The 18,077-nt window shown below is 59.4% G+C and carries 18 protein-coding genes and 1 pseudogene; 4 read left to right on the top strand and 15 right to left on the bottom strand.

Translation table 11 applies throughout. From position 1 onward, the window contains the following. The first annotated feature begins 188 nt into the window (after nucleotides 1-188). Nucleotides 189-3,185 (top strand): cyclic nucleotide-binding domain-containing protein, encoded by a 2,997-nt coding sequence (locus tag ACR3E7_RS09760; protein WP_480502897.1) that lies wholly within the window; start codon nucleotides 189-191, stop codon nucleotides 3,183-3,185. Here the strand turns inward: ACR3E7_RS09760 and ACR3E7_RS09755 are convergent. From ACR3E7_RS09755 to ACR3E7_RS09715, 9 genes and pseudogenes are all read right to left on the bottom strand, one after another. Next, nucleotides 3,182-3,469, bottom strand: a complete 288-nt coding sequence (locus ACR3E7_RS09755) for an ArsR/SmtB family transcription factor (RefSeq protein WP_170770588.1) — start codon at nucleotides 3,467-3,469, stop codon at nucleotides 3,182-3,184. The two genes, ACR3E7_RS09760 and ACR3E7_RS09755, sit on opposite strands and share 4 nt — an antisense overlap. Nucleotides 3,470-3,578: 109 nt before the next feature. Continuing rightward, the gene (locus ACR3E7_RS09750; protein ID WP_480502849.1) at nucleotides 3,579-4,811 is read right to left on the bottom strand and encodes a mandelate racemase/muconate lactonizing enzyme family protein; all 1,233 of its coding nucleotides are present in this window, start codon (nucleotides 4,809-4,811) and stop codon (nucleotides 3,579-3,581) included. A gap of 6 nt (nucleotides 4,812-4,817) precedes the next feature. Next, entirely contained in the window at nucleotides 4,818-5,912 is a 1,095-nt protein-coding gene (locus ACR3E7_RS09745; RefSeq protein ID WP_480502848.1) for a Zn-dependent alcohol dehydrogenase, read from the bottom strand. A gap of 82 nt (nucleotides 5,913-5,994) precedes the next feature. Beyond that, nucleotides 5,995-7,194, bottom strand: a pseudogene (locus tag ACR3E7_RS09740) (TCR/Tet family MFS transporter). A gap of 61 nt (nucleotides 7,195-7,255) precedes the next feature. Next, nucleotides 7,256-7,990: an alpha/beta fold hydrolase gene (locus tag ACR3E7_RS09735; RefSeq protein WP_480502847.1), complete on the bottom strand. Its 735-nt coding sequence runs from the start codon at nucleotides 7,988-7,990 to the stop codon at nucleotides 7,256-7,258. Nucleotides 7,991-8,001: 11 nt separating this feature from the next. Then, entirely contained in the window at nucleotides 8,002-8,790 is a 789-nt protein-coding gene (gene pcaD, locus ACR3E7_RS09730) for a 3-oxoadipate enol-lactonase (protein ID WP_480502846.1), read from the bottom strand. Between the two features lie 59 nt (nucleotides 8,791-8,849). Continuing rightward, on the bottom strand, nucleotides 8,850-9,824 hold the full coding sequence (locus ACR3E7_RS09725) for a threonine ammonia-lyase (RefSeq protein WP_480502845.1): 975 nt from the start codon (nucleotides 9,822-9,824) through the stop codon (nucleotides 8,850-8,852). Further along, nucleotides 9,821-10,648, bottom strand: a complete 828-nt coding sequence (locus ACR3E7_RS09720; RefSeq protein ID WP_480502844.1) for an alpha/beta fold hydrolase — start codon at nucleotides 10,646-10,648, stop codon at nucleotides 9,821-9,823. The genes ACR3E7_RS09725 and ACR3E7_RS09720 overlap by 4 nt, the downstream gene beginning before the upstream one ends. Continuing rightward, complete coding sequence (locus ACR3E7_RS09715) at nucleotides 10,645-11,334, bottom strand: haloacid dehalogenase type II (protein WP_480502843.1); 690 nt, start codon at nucleotides 11,332-11,334, stop codon at nucleotides 10,645-10,647. The genes ACR3E7_RS09720 and ACR3E7_RS09715 overlap by 4 nt, the downstream gene beginning before the upstream one ends. Nucleotides 11,335-11,442: 108 nt before the next feature. Between ACR3E7_RS09715 and ACR3E7_RS09710 the strand changes: the two genes are divergently transcribed. Then, entirely contained in the window at nucleotides 11,443-11,871 is a 429-nt protein-coding gene (locus ACR3E7_RS09710) for an FKBP-type peptidyl-prolyl cis-trans isomerase (RefSeq protein ID WP_480502842.1), read from the top strand. A 17-nt stretch (nucleotides 11,872-11,888) separates the two neighbouring features. Here ACR3E7_RS09710 and ACR3E7_RS09705 read toward each other — a convergent pair whose 3' ends face one another. Genes ACR3E7_RS09705 through fabA form a run of 4 tightly spaced genes read right to left on the bottom strand, consistent with a single transcriptional unit; the run spans nucleotide 11,889 to nucleotide 14,707 of the window. Continuing rightward, nucleotides 11,889-12,080, bottom strand: coding sequence for a hypothetical protein (locus ACR3E7_RS09705; protein ID WP_170769900.1), 192 nt, complete (start codon nucleotides 12,078-12,080; stop codon nucleotides 11,889-11,891). A 59-nt stretch (nucleotides 12,081-12,139) separates the two neighbouring features. Further along, nucleotides 12,140-12,931, bottom strand: a complete 792-nt coding sequence (locus tag ACR3E7_RS09700; RefSeq protein WP_170782930.1) for an enoyl-ACP reductase FabI — start codon at nucleotides 12,929-12,931, stop codon at nucleotides 12,140-12,142. 5 nt (nucleotides 12,932-12,936) lie between these two features. Further along, the gene (gene fabB, locus ACR3E7_RS09695) at nucleotides 12,937-14,166 is read right to left on the bottom strand and encodes a beta-ketoacyl-ACP synthase I (RefSeq protein ID WP_170354844.1); all 1,230 of its coding nucleotides are present in this window, start codon (nucleotides 14,164-14,166) and stop codon (nucleotides 12,937-12,939) included. Between the two features lie 31 nt (nucleotides 14,167-14,197). Then, the gene (gene fabA, locus ACR3E7_RS09690) at nucleotides 14,198-14,707 is read right to left on the bottom strand and encodes a bifunctional 3-hydroxydecanoyl-ACP dehydratase/trans-2-decenoyl-ACP isomerase (protein WP_170326986.1); all 510 of its coding nucleotides are present in this window, start codon (nucleotides 14,705-14,707) and stop codon (nucleotides 14,198-14,200) included. 188 nt (nucleotides 14,708-14,895) lie between these two features. Here fabA and irrA point away from each other — a divergent pair, with 188 nt between their 5' ends. Then, nucleotides 14,896-15,312 carry an iron response transcriptional regulator IrrA gene (gene irrA / locus ACR3E7_RS09685; protein WP_480502841.1) on the top strand — a complete coding sequence of 139 codons (417 nt, stop codon included), beginning with the start codon at nucleotides 14,896-14,898 and terminating at the stop codon, nucleotides 15,310-15,312. A gap of 2 nt (nucleotides 15,313-15,314) precedes the next feature. Here irrA and ACR3E7_RS09680 read toward each other — a convergent pair whose 3' ends face one another. Then, a complete protein-coding gene (locus ACR3E7_RS09680; RefSeq protein WP_480502840.1) occupies nucleotides 15,315-16,205 on the bottom strand; it encodes a LysR family transcriptional regulator in 891 nt (296 codons plus the stop codon). An 86-nt stretch (nucleotides 16,206-16,291) separates the two neighbouring features. Here ACR3E7_RS09680 and ACR3E7_RS09675 point away from each other — a divergent pair, with 86 nt between their 5' ends. After that, a complete protein-coding gene (locus ACR3E7_RS09675; RefSeq protein ID WP_480502839.1) occupies nucleotides 16,292-17,089 on the top strand; it encodes a phytanoyl-CoA dioxygenase family protein in 798 nt (265 codons plus the stop codon). Between the two features lie 68 nt (nucleotides 17,090-17,157). On the opposite strand, the gene ACR3E7_RS09670 is transcribed toward ACR3E7_RS09675, so the two are convergent. Further along, nucleotides 17,158-18,021, bottom strand: a complete 864-nt coding sequence (locus tag ACR3E7_RS09670) for a glycosyltransferase family protein (RefSeq protein WP_170783006.1) — start codon at nucleotides 18,019-18,021, stop codon at nucleotides 17,158-17,160. Nucleotides 18,022-18,077: the final 56 nt, after the last annotated feature.

The raw sequence follows: 18,077 nt of genomic DNA, 5'->3' as shown, positions 1-18,077 counted from the left end.
GCAAAGTCTAGGCGCTAACTTGTGGTTGCGCAAATGAACTTGTTCACATTCGGCAAAAATCTGATCAAATTGGAAACTGTTTGCGTCGCTGGTCTCGATTGCGGTAAATTCAAAGCAACGGTTGGGCGGCGATGCTGTTCAGGCCGGGTCCATGAACCGTAGCAGGGGCAGGTTCCATAGAACGCACGATCTTCCGCTTTATTTGGAAATATTCGAAGCGCGACCAGTTAATCCTGCTGGCTGTGACTTCGACGCTGTTTCCCTTGCTGTATCTCACGCTGGAGTTGCCTAAGCGGATCATCAATGACGCCATCGGGGCCGGAAGCTCGGTGGTGAATGTGCTTGGCTACCAACTGCCGCAAACGACATTTCTGATCATCCTATGTTTTGCTTTCCTTGCTGCAGTTTTGGCTCATGGCCTGATGAAAATGCGGATCAACACGATGAAAGGTGTGCTGAGCGAGCGGATGCTGCGCCGCTTTCGTTATCAGTTAATCAGCCGTGCCCTTCGGTTCCCTCAACCCTATTTTGAACGGGTCAGTCAGGGTGAGATGGTGTCGATGATCACCGCCGAAAGCGAGCCGATGGGCGGGCTGATGGGCGATGCGATCAGTCAGCCGGTGTTGCAGGCAGGACAGATGATTACCATCCTGTCCTTCCTGTTTTTGCAAAGCGTCTGGTTCGGCCTGGCCGCTGTTGCGTTGATCCCGGTGCAGGCGTGGCTGATCCCCAAGCTTCAACGCCAGATCAACCTGCTGAACAAGAAGCGTATTCAGGAAGTCCGCGTTCTGGCCGCCCAGATCGGTGAAAACGCGGCTGGTGCCTCGACCCTGCGCACCAATGGCGGATGGCGGTATCGGCGGGCGATGATCTCGGATCAGTTGGGGCGTCTGTTCGGTATCCGGTTCGAGATCTACCAGAAAAAGTTCTTTATGAAGTTCATCAACAACTTCATCTCGCAACTGACCCCGTTCATGTTCTATCTGGTCGGTGGTTTGCTGGTACTTCAGGGTTCGGTCTCGCTGGGGGCGCTGGTGGCGGCGCTGGCGGCGTATAAGGACCTCAGCTCGCCCTGGAAGGAATTGCTGACCTACTACAACCAGACTCAGGACATGTCACTGAGATGGGAGGTGGTCGTCGAGCGATTTGCCCCACCGGGCATGCTGGACGAAAAGCTGTTTGAGGGTGAGCCCGAAAAACAACCGCGTCTGCGGGGCGATATCGTGCTGGATCATGTCTCGGTCCGGGATATGGACGGCAATCAGGTGCTGGATGATCTGAACCTCAGCTTTCCGGCGGGTAAGACTATCGGGATCGCGGCACCCAGCGAGGAAGATCGCCGCGCCATTGCCGAGCTGCTGACGCGCGAGATGCTGCCCAGTGCCGGGCGAGTGTCGATAGGGACACAGGATATTGCGAGCCTGCATCAGGGGGTCGTCGCGGCGCGTATCGGCTATGCTTCGTCTCGCCCGGTGATGTTTCAGGGCACGCTGGGCGACAACGTAATGATGCCGATCCGGTTCAAACCGCTAAGCGCGTCCACAGACGATCCCGGATTTGCCGAAACTCGACGGGCGGGCAACAGCGATGACCCGTTGCAGGCCCAATGGCTGGACCCGTCGCGTGCGGATCTGGACAGCCCCGAGGCGCTACGCGACTGGTGGTTGCACCTGATTGACGGGATGGGCTCGGGTGGGGCGTTGTTCCAGCGCGGGGCGGAACAGGCGTTTGATCCGGGCACGCACCAAAATCTGGCGGGAAAACTGATTGAGCTGCGCCCGGTGGTGCAGCAGGCCGTGCGTGATGCCGGGCTGGAGCAACAGGCGCTGGTCTTTGATCGCTGCTGCTACAACGCGGCCCTGCCGGTGGCCGAGAACCTGCTGTTTGCCACCCCGCGCGTTCCGGTGACGCAGGCCCTGTTGGCACAGCAGACCGTTTTCCTTGGCCAGCTTCGGGAATTGGGGCTGGATGAAACGCTGGTGCATCTGACCCGCGACGTAATCGAAATGCTGCGCCAGATTTTCGGTCTGGACGGAACCGATCACCCTTTGTTCCGAAAGCTTGGGCTTGAGGCGCAGACCTATGAAAAGGCCATCGAACTTTTGGAACGCACGCGGGACGAAGGCGTGTCAGGTCTGGATGATGAACAGCTTGCCACGCTTCTGGCCGTGCCTGTTGTGATCTCGGCCGAGCAGATCGGGCCTGCGTTCACCGATGAGCTGAAGGATCGGATTCTGGAACTGCGCCACAGTCACTCGCAAAAGCTGCTGGAAACGCTGCACGATGTGTTTGTGCCACTGAACGCAGATGCTTTTGCACCGGGTTTGACGGTGATGGAGAATGCGCTGTTCGGAAAAGTCAGCCAGATCGGTGGCGCGCGCTCGGACGAGGTGCGCAAGCTGATCGTGGATGTGCTGGATCAGAACGGCGCACGGCCTTTAGTGGTCGAGTTGATATATGACGTGCCGGTGGCGTTGGGCGGGCAGAACCTGCCTGCGGTTTTTGCCGAACCGCTTTCCTTTACCCGTGCGACGATCAAGAAACCCGATATCCTGATCCTTGATAGTGCGCTCGCCAGCTATGACATGTCCACGCAGGTTGCGGTCTATAAGAACCTGCGATCGCTGCTACCCGAGACGACTGTCATCTATCTGAACGACCAGTTCGACAACCCCGGCGTATTCGACATGTTTGTCGAAATACGGCAAGGTCGTGTGGTTTCAGACGAAGGACCTACGGACGTGGAAGAAGACAGTGCTGCATCGGCCGACCTCGCGCGCAAACTGCGCGCGTTGGAGCAGACGCCGCTGTTTTCTGGCCTCGACCGTCGCCAACTTCGCCTACTGGCATTTGGTGCCCGCTGGTTCGACGCCAAACCGGGCGAGATTGTTTTCCTCAAAGATGACCAGCCTACCGACGGGGCCTATGTAGTTCTGGAAGGGGAGGCTGGGCTGTACTTGCCGCAGCCCGACGGACCGGATCAGTTGATCACCACTGTAGGCGCAGGGGCGTTGGTGGGCGAACTGGGACTGATCCGCAAAGAACCGCGCGCGCTGAGCATGATCGCCGAGACAGAGCTGTCCTGTCTGCGCGTGGGCGAAGAGGAATTCCTGGCCGTTGTGGAAAATGACGCCGCGACGGCGTTTAAGCTGATGCAGGTGATTGCGGGCTACGTGTCGAACTAATCCTGCGGCTTGCAGAACAGATCGTAAAGCAGGCCGATCACCTGCTCGGTATTGCCGTCTTTCAACGAGTAATAGATCGTCTTGCCATCGCGACGGGTTGAAACCAGCCCCTCGGCCCGCAAACGCGCCAGCATCTGGCTGACGGCGGCCTGACGGATTTCCAGCAGCCTTTCCAACTCACCCACCGATTTTTCGCCCGTTCCCAAATGGCATAGGATCATCAGTCGGCCTTCATGGGCCAGAGCTTTGAGAAAAGCCGCCGCCTGCGCGGCGCTTTCCTTCATATCTGTTACGGCACCATCTGCCGTTTGCGTGTCGTTTTCCATGAGTGTCATGGGTGGCCTGTCTGAAAATAGGGGGTTCATGCAATATGCCGCAAAACCCTGCGGTTTGTCACCCCTCGGTTGCAGGCGCGCCGCCCTGAAACGCATTTCCGTTGACATAGTCGCAAGGTTCTTCCTGCATCTGTAAATGCAGACCCGTTCCGTCAAAGGGATGCGCGCGGGCCAATTCCTCGTCTACTTCAATTCCCAACCCCGGCGCGGTGGGCGCGGTGACAAACCCGTCCTCAACCCGAAGGCTGCCCTTGATCAGCGCGTCATGGAACGGGGTTTCGATCGTCTCAAGCAGAAGTAGGTTCGGGATTGAGGCCGCCAGATGGATATTCGCGGCCCACTCGATCGGCCCGGCATAAAGATGCGGTGCCATCTGGGCGTTGAAAACCTCGGCCATGGCGGCGACCTTTTTCATCTCCCATATCCCGCCCGCACGTCCCAAGGCAGGTTGCAGGATCTCAGCCGCGCCCGCGCGCAGAACCGCGCCGAATTCGGCCTTGGTCGTCATCCGTTCACCAGTCGCCACCGGGATGCGGACATTGCGGGCGACGCGGGCCATATCCTCGATCATGTCGGGCGGGGTTGGTTCTTCGAACCATAGCGGAGAATACGGTTCCAGCGCTTGTCCCAAACGGATCGCGCCGGCGGTGTTGAACTGGCCGTGGGTTCCGAACAACAGGTCGGCTTTGTCGCCGACCGCCTCGCGGATCGCTTTGCAGAAGGCCACGGACATTGAGATATCGGACATAGCAGGCATGTGCCCGCCCCGGATCGTGTATGGCCCGGCGGGGTCGAATTTAACGGCCGTAAAGCCGCGCCGGACCATCTCGGCCGCGCATTCTCCGGCCTGTTCGGGTGAAGTCCAGAAGTCAGTCAGATTATGCTGAGGCAGGGGGTAGAGATACGTATAAGCGCGAATGCGTTCATTCATCAGCCCGCCAAGCAAGGCATAGACCGGGCGGTCGCGGTCTTTGCCCAGAATGTCCCAGCAAGCGATCTCGAGCCCCGAAAACGCGCCCATCACCGTCAGGTCGGGGCGCTGCGTGAAGCCGCTGGAATAGGCGCGGCGGAACATGAGTTCGATGTTCTCGGGGTTCTCGCCCAGCATGTGCCGCTCGAACACGTCGCGGATAACGTGGCGCATCGCCTTGGGTCCGACGGAGGAGGCATAGCATTCCCCCCAGCCGGTAATCCCGGTATCGGTCGTGAGCTTTACCAATATCCAATAGCGTCCCCCCCAGCCCGGCGCAGGCGGAGCGGTGACGATAATGTCGAGATCTTGCAGTTTCATGCGCGGCTACTCTCGGTCAAACAGGATGACATTGCGTTTGGCCGATCCGGTTTTGGTGTCGGCAATCGCTTCGTTGATTTGATCCAGTGACCAGCGACCGGAAATCAACTCGTCCAGTTTCAACCGCCCTTGTTCGTAGAGGTCGATCATCCACGGAATGTCCCGCTGAATGACCACATCGCCCATTTTCGACCCGATCACGCCCTGGCCCAGTGCGGCCAGCATAACCGGTTCATAGGTGGACATATCCCCGGAATGCGGCATCCCAATCATGATCGCCTTGCCGCCGCGTCCCAGATAGCGCGGGGCCTGATCATAGGCCGGGATGGCTCCAACGGTAATTAGTACGGCATCCGCGCCGCGCCCGCCCAAAGCCTTGTAAGATTCCTTCCAAGGGACTTTGGCCGTCGCCAGTACGCCATGGGTCGCACCGAATTCCCTTGCGATCTCAAGCTTCTCTTCCGTCATGTCGACAGCCACGATGCGGCGGGCTCCAGCAATGCGAGCGCCTTGAATTGCATTCAGGCCGACCCCGCCCGCGCCGATAACTACAACGTCCTGACCGGCCCGCAAACCAGCGGCGTTGACGGCGGCACCGACTCCGGTGATCACACCGCAAGACAGCAGGCTGGCAACGTCCTTGGGCATGGTTTCGGGGATTTTCACGATCTGCCTATGGCTGACGACGACCTTTTCGGCAAAGGCACCGCAGGCCATGGCCTGTTCCAGTGGATCGCCGTCCGAGGTCCGCAGTGGGCCTTTCACTGTGTCGTAGGGCGTTTCGCAAATGGTCGGTTGCCCACCCGCACAGGACGGACAGGACCCGCAGGCGCGGATCAGCGTGACAATGACTGGATCCCCGACCTGAAACCCGTCGGTTGCAGCGCCCACGGCGGAGATCACACCCGCAGCCTCATGCCCATAGACCGCAGGCAGGAACCCGCCCCACGCGCCACTGGCGTAGGAAATGTCCGAGTGGCAGATCGCCACCGCATCCAGGGTCACTTCGACCTCGCCCGTTCCCGGTGGTGCCAGTTGCACGTCCTCGATGACCAGAGGTTCGTTAAACGCCCGGCATACGGCGGCTTTGATGGTTTGCATGGTTTGCCCTCGTCCTTTTCCGGTCACGGTGACGCGGACGGGCGCGCGACGCAAGGTGGAAACCGTCACAAAAGTGTCGTTGTCAGGTCATGACCTTAGGTGACCGGAAGAAAAGGACAAAGCCCACAACCATCAACAGCATGGCCAGAAAAAACGGTGCCCCCGGCAGATAGAGCACGGCATCCGGGCGCGCAAACTGCGCAAAGACGCTGGTCATCACCAAAGGCGATATTACCATCGACAAGGCATGCAGTGAGGTGAGGACGCCCTGCAACTCTCCTTGCTGGGAATCCGGCGTGGCGCGGGATGTCATCGCTTGCAACGCCGGGGTGACGATTGCACCAATGGCGGTGATCGGGATCAGCATCAGGGCGATGAAGCCGTTGGTCAGAAATCCCAGTATGATAAAGCTGACGATCTCGAAGCCCATGCCGTAGATGATGGTCTTGCGCTCACCAAAATACCGCATGGCCGGTCGGATCAACCCGCCCTGAACCGCGGCCATTCCGATGCCGTAGACGCCCAGCGACAGGCCGATCATCTGCGGCGACCAGCCAAAGCGCTCTGTGGTGAAATAGGCCCAGATTGCCGGATAGACGTAGATCGACACGGAATAGAGGAAATAAACCCACAACAACGGGCGAATTCCGGGCAGGCTGGCTATGGCGCGCAAAGAGTTGACCGGATTGGCGCGGCGCAGGCTGAACGCGCGGCGGGTTTTGTCGGTAACGGTCTCGGGCATGACAAAGACACCGATGGCGAATGCGAGGGTTGAAAGCCCAGCGGCAGCCTAAAAGGGCGCGCGGGTTCCGTATTCGCTGAGCAATCCACCGATTACGGGGCCAAGGACAAAGCCGATGCCAAAAGCCGCGCCCAGCAGGCCGAAATTGGCTGCCTTGTCTTTCGGTTTCGAGACATCGGCCATGAAGGCGGCAGCGGTGGCATGGGTGGCTGCTGTGATACCTCCGACAAGGCGCCCAATCAGCAAGAGCCAAATGCTGCCCGCCAGTGCCATCACGACATAGTCCAGCGCCATCACGAACAGCGAGACCAGCAAAACGACCCGCCGCCCATACGCGTCCGAGAGGTTGCCCAAGATCGGGCCGAATACAAATTGCATGGCCGCGAATGTTGTGCTGAGCACGCCGCCCCAGATAGCGGCGCTTGCGAGGGTGCCGCCCTGAACCTCGACAATGAGCTCGGGCATGATTGGCAGAACAAGGCCGATGCCCATCGCGTCGATCATCACGGTCAGCAGGACAAAGAGGAAGGGCAGGCGCATCGTCAGCAATCACCCAAGTGGTCCGGCGGGCGCTGGTCCCTCGGTGATTGGACGAAAAGCGTCAACACGGACGACCGGATGGAAAGGTTTGTTCGGCGATGGCGTTCAGAATTCCGGCCAATGTGTCAGGCTGCGAGAAGAACGGAGAGTGCGAACTGTCGATGTTAAAGCGCATATCTGGCGGCACCGACAGGCTCATTTGTGCCTGATATTCTGGGGGAATAGTGCGGTCGTCGGTCGCGCGGATATAAGCCCTTGGAACTTGATCCCACCTGTCGCTGAGGGGCAGAGGCGTGTCCTGCGGCGCGATGGGTTGCGGGCACAGACGCGCCAGAGCATTTCGCACGGTGGCAGGTGGGCAATCGTGATAGAACAGCTCTTGGACGCAATCGGGTTTTACGGTGTACGACAGGCCATCCGCGGATTTGTCGACCGCGTCAGCGATGGTCTGGCGCGGCGATTGGCGGCGCATCTCGACCATCGACATGCCATCTTTGGGCACATAGGCGCACAGATATACCAGCGCCTTCATGGCGGAAGGATCGGCCTCGGCCGCGGCGCTGATCGGGTAGCCGCCCCAGGAATGTCCGACGATGATCGTTTCGGGGGTCGAGGCGCCCAACACCGCATCCCGGCACCCGGCCAATGTGACCTGCGCGACCGGCGTCGGATCCGAGCCATGGCTGGGCATGTCGATCGCGCGGGCCGTGTGCCCCAAAGCCTGAAGCGCCGGGATCAGATCGCGCCAGCACCACGCGCCGTGGCAGGAGCCGTGAACCAACAGAAAATCCGCCATGTCTCCCTCCTTCAAATATGACCGATATCGGTCAGGAAACGGTGCAGCAGGTTTGCATATTCTTCGGGCTGCTCGACGCAGGGCAAATGACCGGCCCTGCGCATCAACTCGAACTTCGATCCGGGGATCAACTCGATGGTCTCGCGCACCAGATCGGGCGGGGTCGAGCCATCCTCGCTGCCCGCAATGCCCAGCGTGGGCAGGCGCAAGCCGCTTGTGGGGGTGTAAAAATCCGTGCCCGAAATGGCCGCACAACACCCAATATATCCTTCGGCAGGCTGGCGCTCCATCATGTTTCGCCACAGCAGCATATCAGGCGTGGTGCGAAACGCGCGCGAGAACCAGCGCTCCATCGTGGCGTCGGCCAGCGCCTCGATCCCATCCTTGCGGATGGCGTCGATCCGGTCCTGCCACATGGTGGGCGTGCCGATCTTGGCCGCCGTGTTCGACAGCACCAGTGCGCGCACCTGATCCATGCGTTTAACGGCCAAGCCTTGCGCAATCAGCCCACCGATAGACAGGCCCACAAACACGCAGTCGCGTACATTCAGAAGATCTAGCAACGCTTCGGCATCCCGCACCAGCGCCCCCATCGAATAGGGACCCGTTGGGCACGACGACAGGCCGTGCCCGCGTTTGTCATACCGAATGATCCGCAGACCAGCGGGCAGATGGGGCAGCACGGCGTCCCACAGGCGCATATCGGTGCCCAGTGAGTTCGCGAACACCACGGTCGGCCCATCGGGGTCTCCGTCGACCCGATAGTGAATCTGGACATCCCCAAGATCAGCGATCTGCATGACTGTTTCCCCGTTCATCCCATCTGGAACCGACTAATACCCAAATCGCGTAGGGTTTGTCAGGTCAGGAACTCCAGCGCTTTGACAAAGACATCCGGGTCTGTGTTGCCGCCCGAGGCGACGACGATCACCGCATCACCCTCGATCTCGTCGCGCCGAAACAGGGCCGAGGCCAGCGATACCGCTCCGCCCGGTTCCAGAACAATCTTGAGGCGCAAGAAGGCCAGCGCCATGGCGTGCATGGCTTCATCTTCGGACACAGACAGGCCGGGGCCGCACAGGCGGTTGAGGATGGGGAAGGTGATGTCCCCCGGTTGCGGAGTCAGGATGGCGTCGCAGATATTGCCGCTGGTCGCTGCGTTGCTTTGGATTTGCCCTGTCGCCAAAGAGCGTTTCACGTCGTCAAACCCCTCGGGTTCGCAGGGGCGGGGACGCAGGCCGGGAGCGTGTTCTTCAAGCGCCAGCGCAATGCCCGAGGTCAGCCCGCCGCCACCGCAGCACACCAGCACATCTGCGTGTTTCACGCCCAAATCCGCAGCTTGCCGGGCGATCTCCAGACCAGTGGTGCCTTGCCCGGCAATCACTTGCGGTTCGTCATAGGGGCGGATCAGGGTCAGGCCACGCTCGACGGCCAAAGCCTCACCAATTTCTTCGCGGCTTTCCGTAGCGCGGTCGTACAGAACCACCTCACCGCCCAGAGCGCGGGTGTTGTTGATTTTCAACTGGGGCGCGTCTGACGGCATGATGATCACCGACGCGATACCGTGACGGGCGGCGGCGTGGGCCACGCCCTGCGCGTGATTGCCCGAGGAAAAAGCGATCACCCCGCGGCTGCGCTCGGCTTCGCTGAGCGCTGAAATCGCCGACCAAGCTCCGCGAAACTTGAAGCTGCCGGTATGTTGCAGGCACTCGGGTTTGACCAGCACCCGGCGGCCCGCAATCTCGTCCAGAAACGGAGAGGTCAGGATCGGTGTTTCCCGCACATGGCCCCGCAACCGGTCGGCGGCCGCTTCAATCATTTGTAATGTGCTCATACGGCGTCCAATACGTTGCGGATCAGCTCCAGGGATTGCGGTTCGTCCAGAAAGGGCGCGTGGCCCCGGTCAGGGACTTCGACTGAGACGAGGCCGGGATGACGTCTATGCATCTCGGCCAGAGTATCCTTGCCCAGCACATCGGAATTTGCACCCCGAATTACGCCGGTTGGAATGTCGCGCAAAGCCTCAAAAAACAGCCACATATCCGGGATCGCCCCGGCGGCGGCCTGTTCCAGCAAGGCGGTGCGCAACCCCAGATCATAGCGCAAAGCTAGGCCCTGTTCAGTTTCCTGATTCTGGAATTCAGCCATTTGCCGCCATCGCTCCAGCGGAACTCCGGGGAAATGCTCGGCCATCATATGCTGCAGGGCAAGAGCTGCTTCATCATAGGTTTTGGAAACCGGCTTTTTGCCGACATAGCCCATTATTTTGGCAATCCCTGACGTGTCGATAACCGGCCCGATATCGTTCAGCACGACCGAGGCCAAACGCTCGGGGTGACTGGCGGCGAGCGCCATGGCTATCAACCCGCCGCGCGAAGTACCGATCACCGAAACCCGCTCAAGCCCAAGATGGTCCAGCAATTCGATCGCGTCATGGGCTTCGCGCAGAACGTTATAGTTGCCGTGGTCGGTGTCATACTCCGACTGGCCGCGCCCTCGGTAGTCCATCGCAATCATCCGATGATCTGCCATATGCGGTGTCAGAAACGAGAAGTCCTGGGTATTACGTGTCAGCCCTGCAAGGCAAAGGACGGGCGAACCTGATCCGTTTTCTTCGAAATACAGGTTCTTTCCATCAGTTGTTGTAAAAAATGTCATTCCAGCCCAGCAAGTTGAGGGATCATCGTCAGGTCGGACAATACATGCGCGGGTCTCCAGGGCAAGCGGTCCATTGGTTCCTTTGCGCGGTTGACCCATGCGGTGGTAAAACCATAGCCACTGGCACCTGCGGCGTCCCAGCCGTTTGAACTCACGAACAAAATCTCGTTCCGTTCGCCGCCGAACCGTTCCTGCACCAGATCGTAGACGCGTACATGGGGTTTGAAGACCCCGACGCTTTCGACCGACAGGACATCGTCCAGCACATCGCCAATCCCCGCAGATTGCACCGCACCGTCCAACATCGGCGGCGAGCCGTTCGACAGAATCGCGGTCTGCAATCCTCCGGCCTTGAGCGCTTGCAGCATCTGGGGCACTTCGGGGTAGGCCTGCAACTCCCAATAGAGGTCGAGCAGACGTTGCCGTAGTTTTGAATCGCCATCCAGACCGGTGGCCTCCAAAGCCCAATCCAACCCGTCCTGAGTGACATCCCAGAAATCCGCATGTGCGTCCGAGACTGCGCGCAACCAAGTATATTGCAACTGTTTCAGGCGCCAGTAATTAGCCAGTTCGGGCCATTTCTGCCCCAGCTCCTCAAACCCTGGTTCGGCTGCGGCCTGTCGCGCGGCGGCGGCTACATCAAACAGCGTGCCATAAGCGTCAAAGATACATGTTTTGATCGGCATCTGATCCCTCCATCCCTGGGGCGCAGGTTGGCAAAAGAGGAACGAGTTTACAATGGCGTGTCACACTCTAGGGTTGGCCGTTCAACTCTTTAACGGCCGGAGGCCAGAATGACCGCTATCAAACAGGGCGACACGGTTCGCATTCACTATACGGGGACGTTACTGGACGGGAATGTCTTTGACAGCTCGGACGGTCGCGATCCGCTGGAATTTGTGGTGGGATCGGGGCAGATCATTCCGGGGCTCGACAGCGCCATGTCTGGCCTGACGGTGGGTGAGAAGAAGAAGGTCGAGATTGCTTGCGTCGACGCATACGGGCCGATCAACCCGGCGATGCGGCAAAGCATCCCGCGCGAAGGCATCCCCGACGATATCCCGTTGGAGCCCGGTTCACGCCTGCAAATGCAGGCACCCGACGGGCAGGTCATGCCTGTGACGGTGGTTGATGCGGATAAGGCAACAGTGACACTGGACGCCAACCATCCCTTGGCCGGTCAGGACCTCGTGTTTGATATCGAGGTGGTGTCGATCAACTGACCCTGCGCCGATGCGGATCAGCCTGTCAGCAGGCTGGTCCAGGATGCGACTGCGGTTCTGACCTGCGGCTGGGTAAAATACACAAACAGCATCAGCATTGTGGTCAGGCCCAGCAGAGCTATACGCCCTCGCGCACCCAAAAATCCAGACTTGCGACGGGATCGGGACGTGCGTGCGGTGCTTGCCGCGATATGTTCAGCTTTGCTCATACCCGTATCCCTGCCGGTGAAAGATGGTAAAATCTGGGCACCGGCAGGGAAAATTGGGGTCACATAAAGTCAGGCTGCGGCATGCCCAGAACGTGGAAGCCACCATCTACCTTGATGATCTCGCCCGAGGTGCATGCCCCGGCCTCGGATGCCAAATAAACAGCGGTGCCGCCTACGGCCTCAAGCGTAGCGTTCGAACGCATGGGCGCGTTCTGGTCGCAGAACTTGTAGGTCTTGCGTGCGCCACCGATGGCCGCACCGGCCAGCGTTTTCATCGGACCGGGCGAGATGGCGTTGACGCGAATGCCTTCGGGGCCAAGATCATTGGCCAGATAGCGCGTCGCCGATTCCAGCGCTGCCTTGGCCACACCCATCACGTTGTAGTTCGGAACCACGCGGTTCGAACCCTGATATGTCAACGTCAGCAGCGTGCCACCATTGTCTTTCATCATCGGATAGGCGCGGCGCGCGACCTCGATGAAGGAATAGGCCGACACGTCCATCGAGTGTTTGAAATTCGCCCGCGTGGTGTTCAGGAAGCGGCCGGTCAGTTCCGACTTGTCCGAATAGGCAATCGCATGAACCACGAAATCAATGGTGGGCCAGCGTTCGCCCAGCTCGCCGAACGCTCGGTCCAGCGAGTCGTCATCGGTGACATCGGCGTCGACCATGAAGTCGCTGCCGAGGCTCTGGGCCAGCGGCTCCAGCCGTTTACCAAAAGCCTCGCCCTGATAGGTGAATGCCAGTTCGGCACCGGCCTCGTGCATGGCTTTGGCGATACCCCACGCGATCGAGCGGTCGTTCGCCACGCCCATGATCAGGCCGCGTTTGCCTTTAAGAAGATCCGACATCACATTCACCCGTTATACTTTGAAAGAACCATGGATCCGTTGGTGCCGCCAAAGCCAAAGCTGTTGGTCATCACCGAGTCGAGTCCCGCATTTTCAACAACTTGCGTTGCAATTTCACCGGGCTGGATGCCTTCGGCGAGCGTTTCGACATTGATCGACGGTGTAATGAAATCATTGTCCAGCATCAGCAAGCAGAAGATCGCCTCTAACGCGCCTGCGGCACCTTGCGCGTGGCCGGTCATCGACTTGGTCGAGGAAATCGGCGGCACGTTGCCTTCACCAAAGATGCGGCGTACGGCTTCAACCTCGCCCACATCGCCGACCGGGGTCGAGGTGCCGTGGGCGTTGATGTATCCAACCTTTCGGCCTTCGGGCAGGGTGGACAGGGCCAGACGCATCGCGCGTTCGCCGCCTTCACCCGAAGGGGCCACCATGTCATGCCCGTCCGAGGTTGCGGCATAACCGGTCACTTCGGCATAGATCTTGGCACCGCGTGCCAACGCGTGATCCAGATCCTCCAGCACGACAATGCCGCCGCCGCCGGAAATCACGAAACCGTCGCGATTCTGGTCAAAGGCGCGCGAGGCTTTGTCCGGCGTGTCATTGTATTTCGAAGACATCGCGCCCATCGCGTCAAACAGGCAGGACAGCGTCCAGTCCAGCTCTTCGCCGCCGCCTGCAAACATCACGTCCTGCTTGCCCAGCATGATCTGTTCCGCCGCGTTGCCGATGCAATGCAGTGAGGTCGAGCAAGCCGAGGTGATCGAGTAGTTAATGCCCTTGATCTTGAACGCGGTCGCAAGGTTGGCCGAAATCGTTGAGCACATGCATTTCGGCACCGCAAACGGCCCGATCCGCTTGGTCGCGCCATTCTTCAGTACGGTTTGGTGCGCAGTCAGCATCGCACTGGTCGAGGGGCCACCCGAGCCGGCCACCAGACCTGTGCGCGGGTTCACCACCTGATCTTCGGTCAGACCGGAATCTGCGATCGCCTGGCTCATCGCGATATGGGCATAAGCCGCGCCGGGACCCATGAAACGCAAGGTTCGCTTGTCCACATACTCGGTCACGTCGATCTTCAGCGACCCTGCAATCTGGCTGCGGAAACCGTGTTCGACCATCTGGTCGTTGGCCTCAATGCCGGATTTGCCAGCTTTAAGTGAGGCCAGAACCTCTTGGGCATTGTTCCCGATGGAGGAGACAATCCCCAAACCGGTGACAACTACTCGACGCATATGCGTGCTCCTTATTTCGGGCCGATCAGGCTCAGGCTTCGGACAGGACGACTTTCATGTCCTTGACGTCGTAAATCATTTCACCGTCCGCTTCGACGATACCATCCGCCACACCCATGGTCAGGCGGCGCGTCTGGATCGCTTTTTTGAAATCAATTTTGTAAGTCAGCATCTTGCGGTCGGGGCGGACCATGCCGGTCAGCTTGACCTCGCCCACGCCAACAGCCATGCCACGCCCCTGCCAGCCGCGCCAGCCCAGGTTAAAGCCGGTCAGCTGCCACAGGCCATCCAGCCCCAGACAACCGGGCATAATCGGGTTGCCGGGGAAGTGGCAGTCAAAGAACCACAGGTCCGGAGTAATGTCGAATTCCGCCAAAACATGACCTTTGCCATGGGCTCCACCATCGGCTGAGATATCGGTAATCCGGTCCATCATCAGCATCGGCGGGGCGGGCAACTGCGCGTTACCGGGGCCGAATAATTCGCCACGGGCGCATTTCAGCAGATCATCCTTGTCAAAGCTGCTCGGGAATTGGGCCATTCTTGCCGCCTCTCCTGCCAGGGGTCCGTTTATCTAATCTGGCCTCGTCTAGCACCCGTATGCAAGGTCCTGCAAGAGCGGTGACATACATCATGACCAGTTCCGTCTGTTCTTGCGAATGAATTTCATTTGAAATTCCTAGGCCTCAGCACTTATATATACACAAGCAACAAATCGGTATCGGATTCATGACACCAGAAAGCCAGAGCATAGCCAATAATTGGTTGGTTCACGCCGGATTGCGCCCGACACGTCAGCGCGTGGCCCTGGCGGAGCTTTTGGTGGGTGACGGAAATCATCGTCATGTCACCGCGGAAAGCCTGTTTGAATCGGCCAAAAAGAACGGCGATGCTGTGTCTTTGGCGACGGTCTACAACACGCTGCGCGCGTTCTGCGAGGCCGGGGTGTTGCAGGAAATCACCGTGGACGGTTCGAAAAGCTATTTCGACACCAACACCCATGACCATCCGCATTTCTTCTGGGAAGACGAAGGCCGCCTGAGCGATGCGCCGTCGGACCAGTTGGTGATTCAGCGCCTGCCTGACGCGCCTGAGGGGGTCGAAGTCGCGTCGGTCGATGTGGTGATCCGTCTGCGGAAGAAATAACCTTACGTCGATAATTCAGCCAGGACCTGTTGCGCCCGTTCGGTAAGCGCATCCAGCGGTCCCGTACCGTGCCGCGCCAGCACAACCGGCTCGCGCGCGATCTGGTCAGTGACGGGCAGGCTGACCAGAGGCGTTCCGTCGTAGCTGAGCGGGGCTGGGATGTTGGCATAAGTCATCGCAACCCCTTCTTCATGCGCCGCAAAGCTGCGTTGAATTTCCAGCGATGCTGCCCGGTGGGCAACCTTTGGGGTCTGTCCGGCTGAGCGGAAGAGATTGAGAAAATGTTGTGCCGAAAGCCCTTCATCCGACAGGATCAAGGGATAGGCGGCCACGTCACTTAACAAGACGTGTTCCCGCCCCGCAAGCGGGTGATCCGGAGACATCACCGCGTTCGGGGAATTTGCAAACAACTGCGTCGTCGAGAAGCCAGCATCCAAAGTCAGGCCGTAGGTGAATGCCAAGTCGATTTCCCCCTGAACCAGGCCCGAAACTAGGCCCTGAAAATCCGCCACGCGGTAGGTCACAGCGACATCTGGGAGTTCCCTGCGCAACAGGCGTAAAGAACGCGCCAGCAGGAACGGCGCAAGATCTTCGAAACATCCCAAGCGCAGGCGCGCCGCCGCAGGTCCCTCGGCGGATGCGTTTTCCAGTTGAGCTGCGCGGGCCAGCAGGGCCTCGGCCTGTTCGATGAACCTGCGCCCTTGCGGCGTCAGGCTCATGGCTGCGCCGCGTTTGCGGGTGAATAGTGGGTGGCCCACTTGTTCTTCGACCCGTGTCAGGGCGTTGGACAGGGCGGGTTGCGACACATTCAGGTACTGCGCTGCCGCCGACAGGCCCCCATGTCGACCGATGGCGCAGACATATTCGTACTGTCGTAGAGAAAGATATAACATGATTTTATATCTACCTTCAAAAGATATGACTTGAACAGAGTGCAATGCCATGCGCAGATCATCGCACAACCGGCTCGGAGACGAACATGACCCACTCCCTTGTGACGCAAGACATGATCGACACTTATCAGCGTGACGGCGTCGTGCTGATCAGGGGGCTGTTTGCCGACTACGTTGATCGCCTGCGCGACGGAGTAGCAGCGAATATGGCGGATCCCGGTCCATATGCCTCGGACAACAAGAAACAGGGCGAAACGGGACTGTTCTTTGACGACTACTGCAACTGGTCGCGAATCGAGCAGTTTCAGGACGTAGTCCACAACTCTCCGGCGGCCGAGGTCGCGGCGGATCTTATGCAATCGCAGACAGTGCAAATGTTTCACGATCATGTGCTGGTGAAAGAGCCGGGGACCTCGATGGCGACGCCCTGGCATCAGGATGGGCCGTATTACTTTGTCGAGGGTCGGCAGACGATCAGCTTTTGGTCCCCGCTGGACTCGGTGTCACAGGCCACCTTGCGCTGCGTGGCCGGATCGCATCGGTGGGAGAAAGAGGTTTTGCCGACCCGCTGGGTGTCTGAGGAGGGGTTCTTTGCGGATGAGGGCCAGTACATCCCTGTACCTGACCCGGACACCGAAGGGATGAATGTGGTCGAATTCGAAATGCAGCCGGGCGACGCGGTAGCTTTCAACTATCGCACATTGCACGGCGCACGCGGGAATCACTCAGACAGTCGCCGCCGCGCGTTTTCGTTGCGGTTGGTGGGGGATGATGCGCGCTATGTGGAGCGACCCGGCCGCACCTCACCCCCGTTTCCGGGCCATGACATGGTGCCGGGGCAGCGCCTGCGCGAGGATTGGTTTCCGATGGTGTGGCCGCGATAGGGGGCTCTGCGCCCGGCGCGGCGGGGCCGCACCTCCCCCGGGATATTTTTGGCCAGATGAAGGGCGGATCAGAACCATTGTCCCGGTTCGATCAGGCCCAGGTCCAGCAACTGGTTTGAGGTCCATTCGAACGCGACCGAGTTGCGCCATTGAAAACTTGGGATTTCAAAGGTCGATCCTGCGTTTGATTTCAGAGCCTTTGCCGCACGGAAGGAACAGATCGCAGCCGTCAGGTTATGATGCCAGGGGCAGGAATAGGTGTTGTATTCCTGTGTGTTGAACGTGTGATCTGACCGGAGCGTCAGGCCCTTGCGGGATTTGAACAGACCAATCCGGTCGATGCGGCGGCGTTCATAAGGAATGTGATCTTCAAACCGCCAGCGCAGCCCCCCTGACATGTCCAACTGCCGTTCAACCGGGTGGCCGTCGGGCGTGTGGCGGGTGTGTGCGTAGTACCCGCTTCGGTCCAGCATCGCGCGATCCGGAGCAACCCCGTTGGGGAAAGCCGCCAGATCGTCAGCATAGAGGTCGACCACGTGGGTCAACATTGCATCACGGCGTTCTTCGGTGTGAAAGGCCAGCATCTCGCCGATGGTGCGGGTCTCGCAGAAGGGGAAGAACAGGTATTCGGCGTTGTAGCAATAATACATCCAACGCGTCGGGGCCGATGCGATCATAGTATTGATCGTGTCGAAGACGACTGTGCGCGGGGCGCAGGTCAAAGTGACACGGTGTATGCGCTCGGCCAGATCGTCGGACAAAGTGAATTCGGTGGGCATGAAGGCTACCAGCGCAGCGAAGCCGAGGTTCAGGTGGTGACGGATCGTGCTTTCGACCTCGACCTCATCCTCGGCAAAGATCAGAGCAATTGGGCCTTTTGACAGCGTGGGTATACCAGATCGCAGAAAGGAATTCACCGAGTCGTATTGCATGGCCTGTTCGCGCTCGTCTTGCTGGCGTTTCGGGCCAAAATCGGGTAATCGCGCGG

This window comes from Ruegeria sp. BK1 (assembly GCF_056535645.1).
This window is presented reverse-complemented; position numbering and strand designations above follow the sequence as displayed.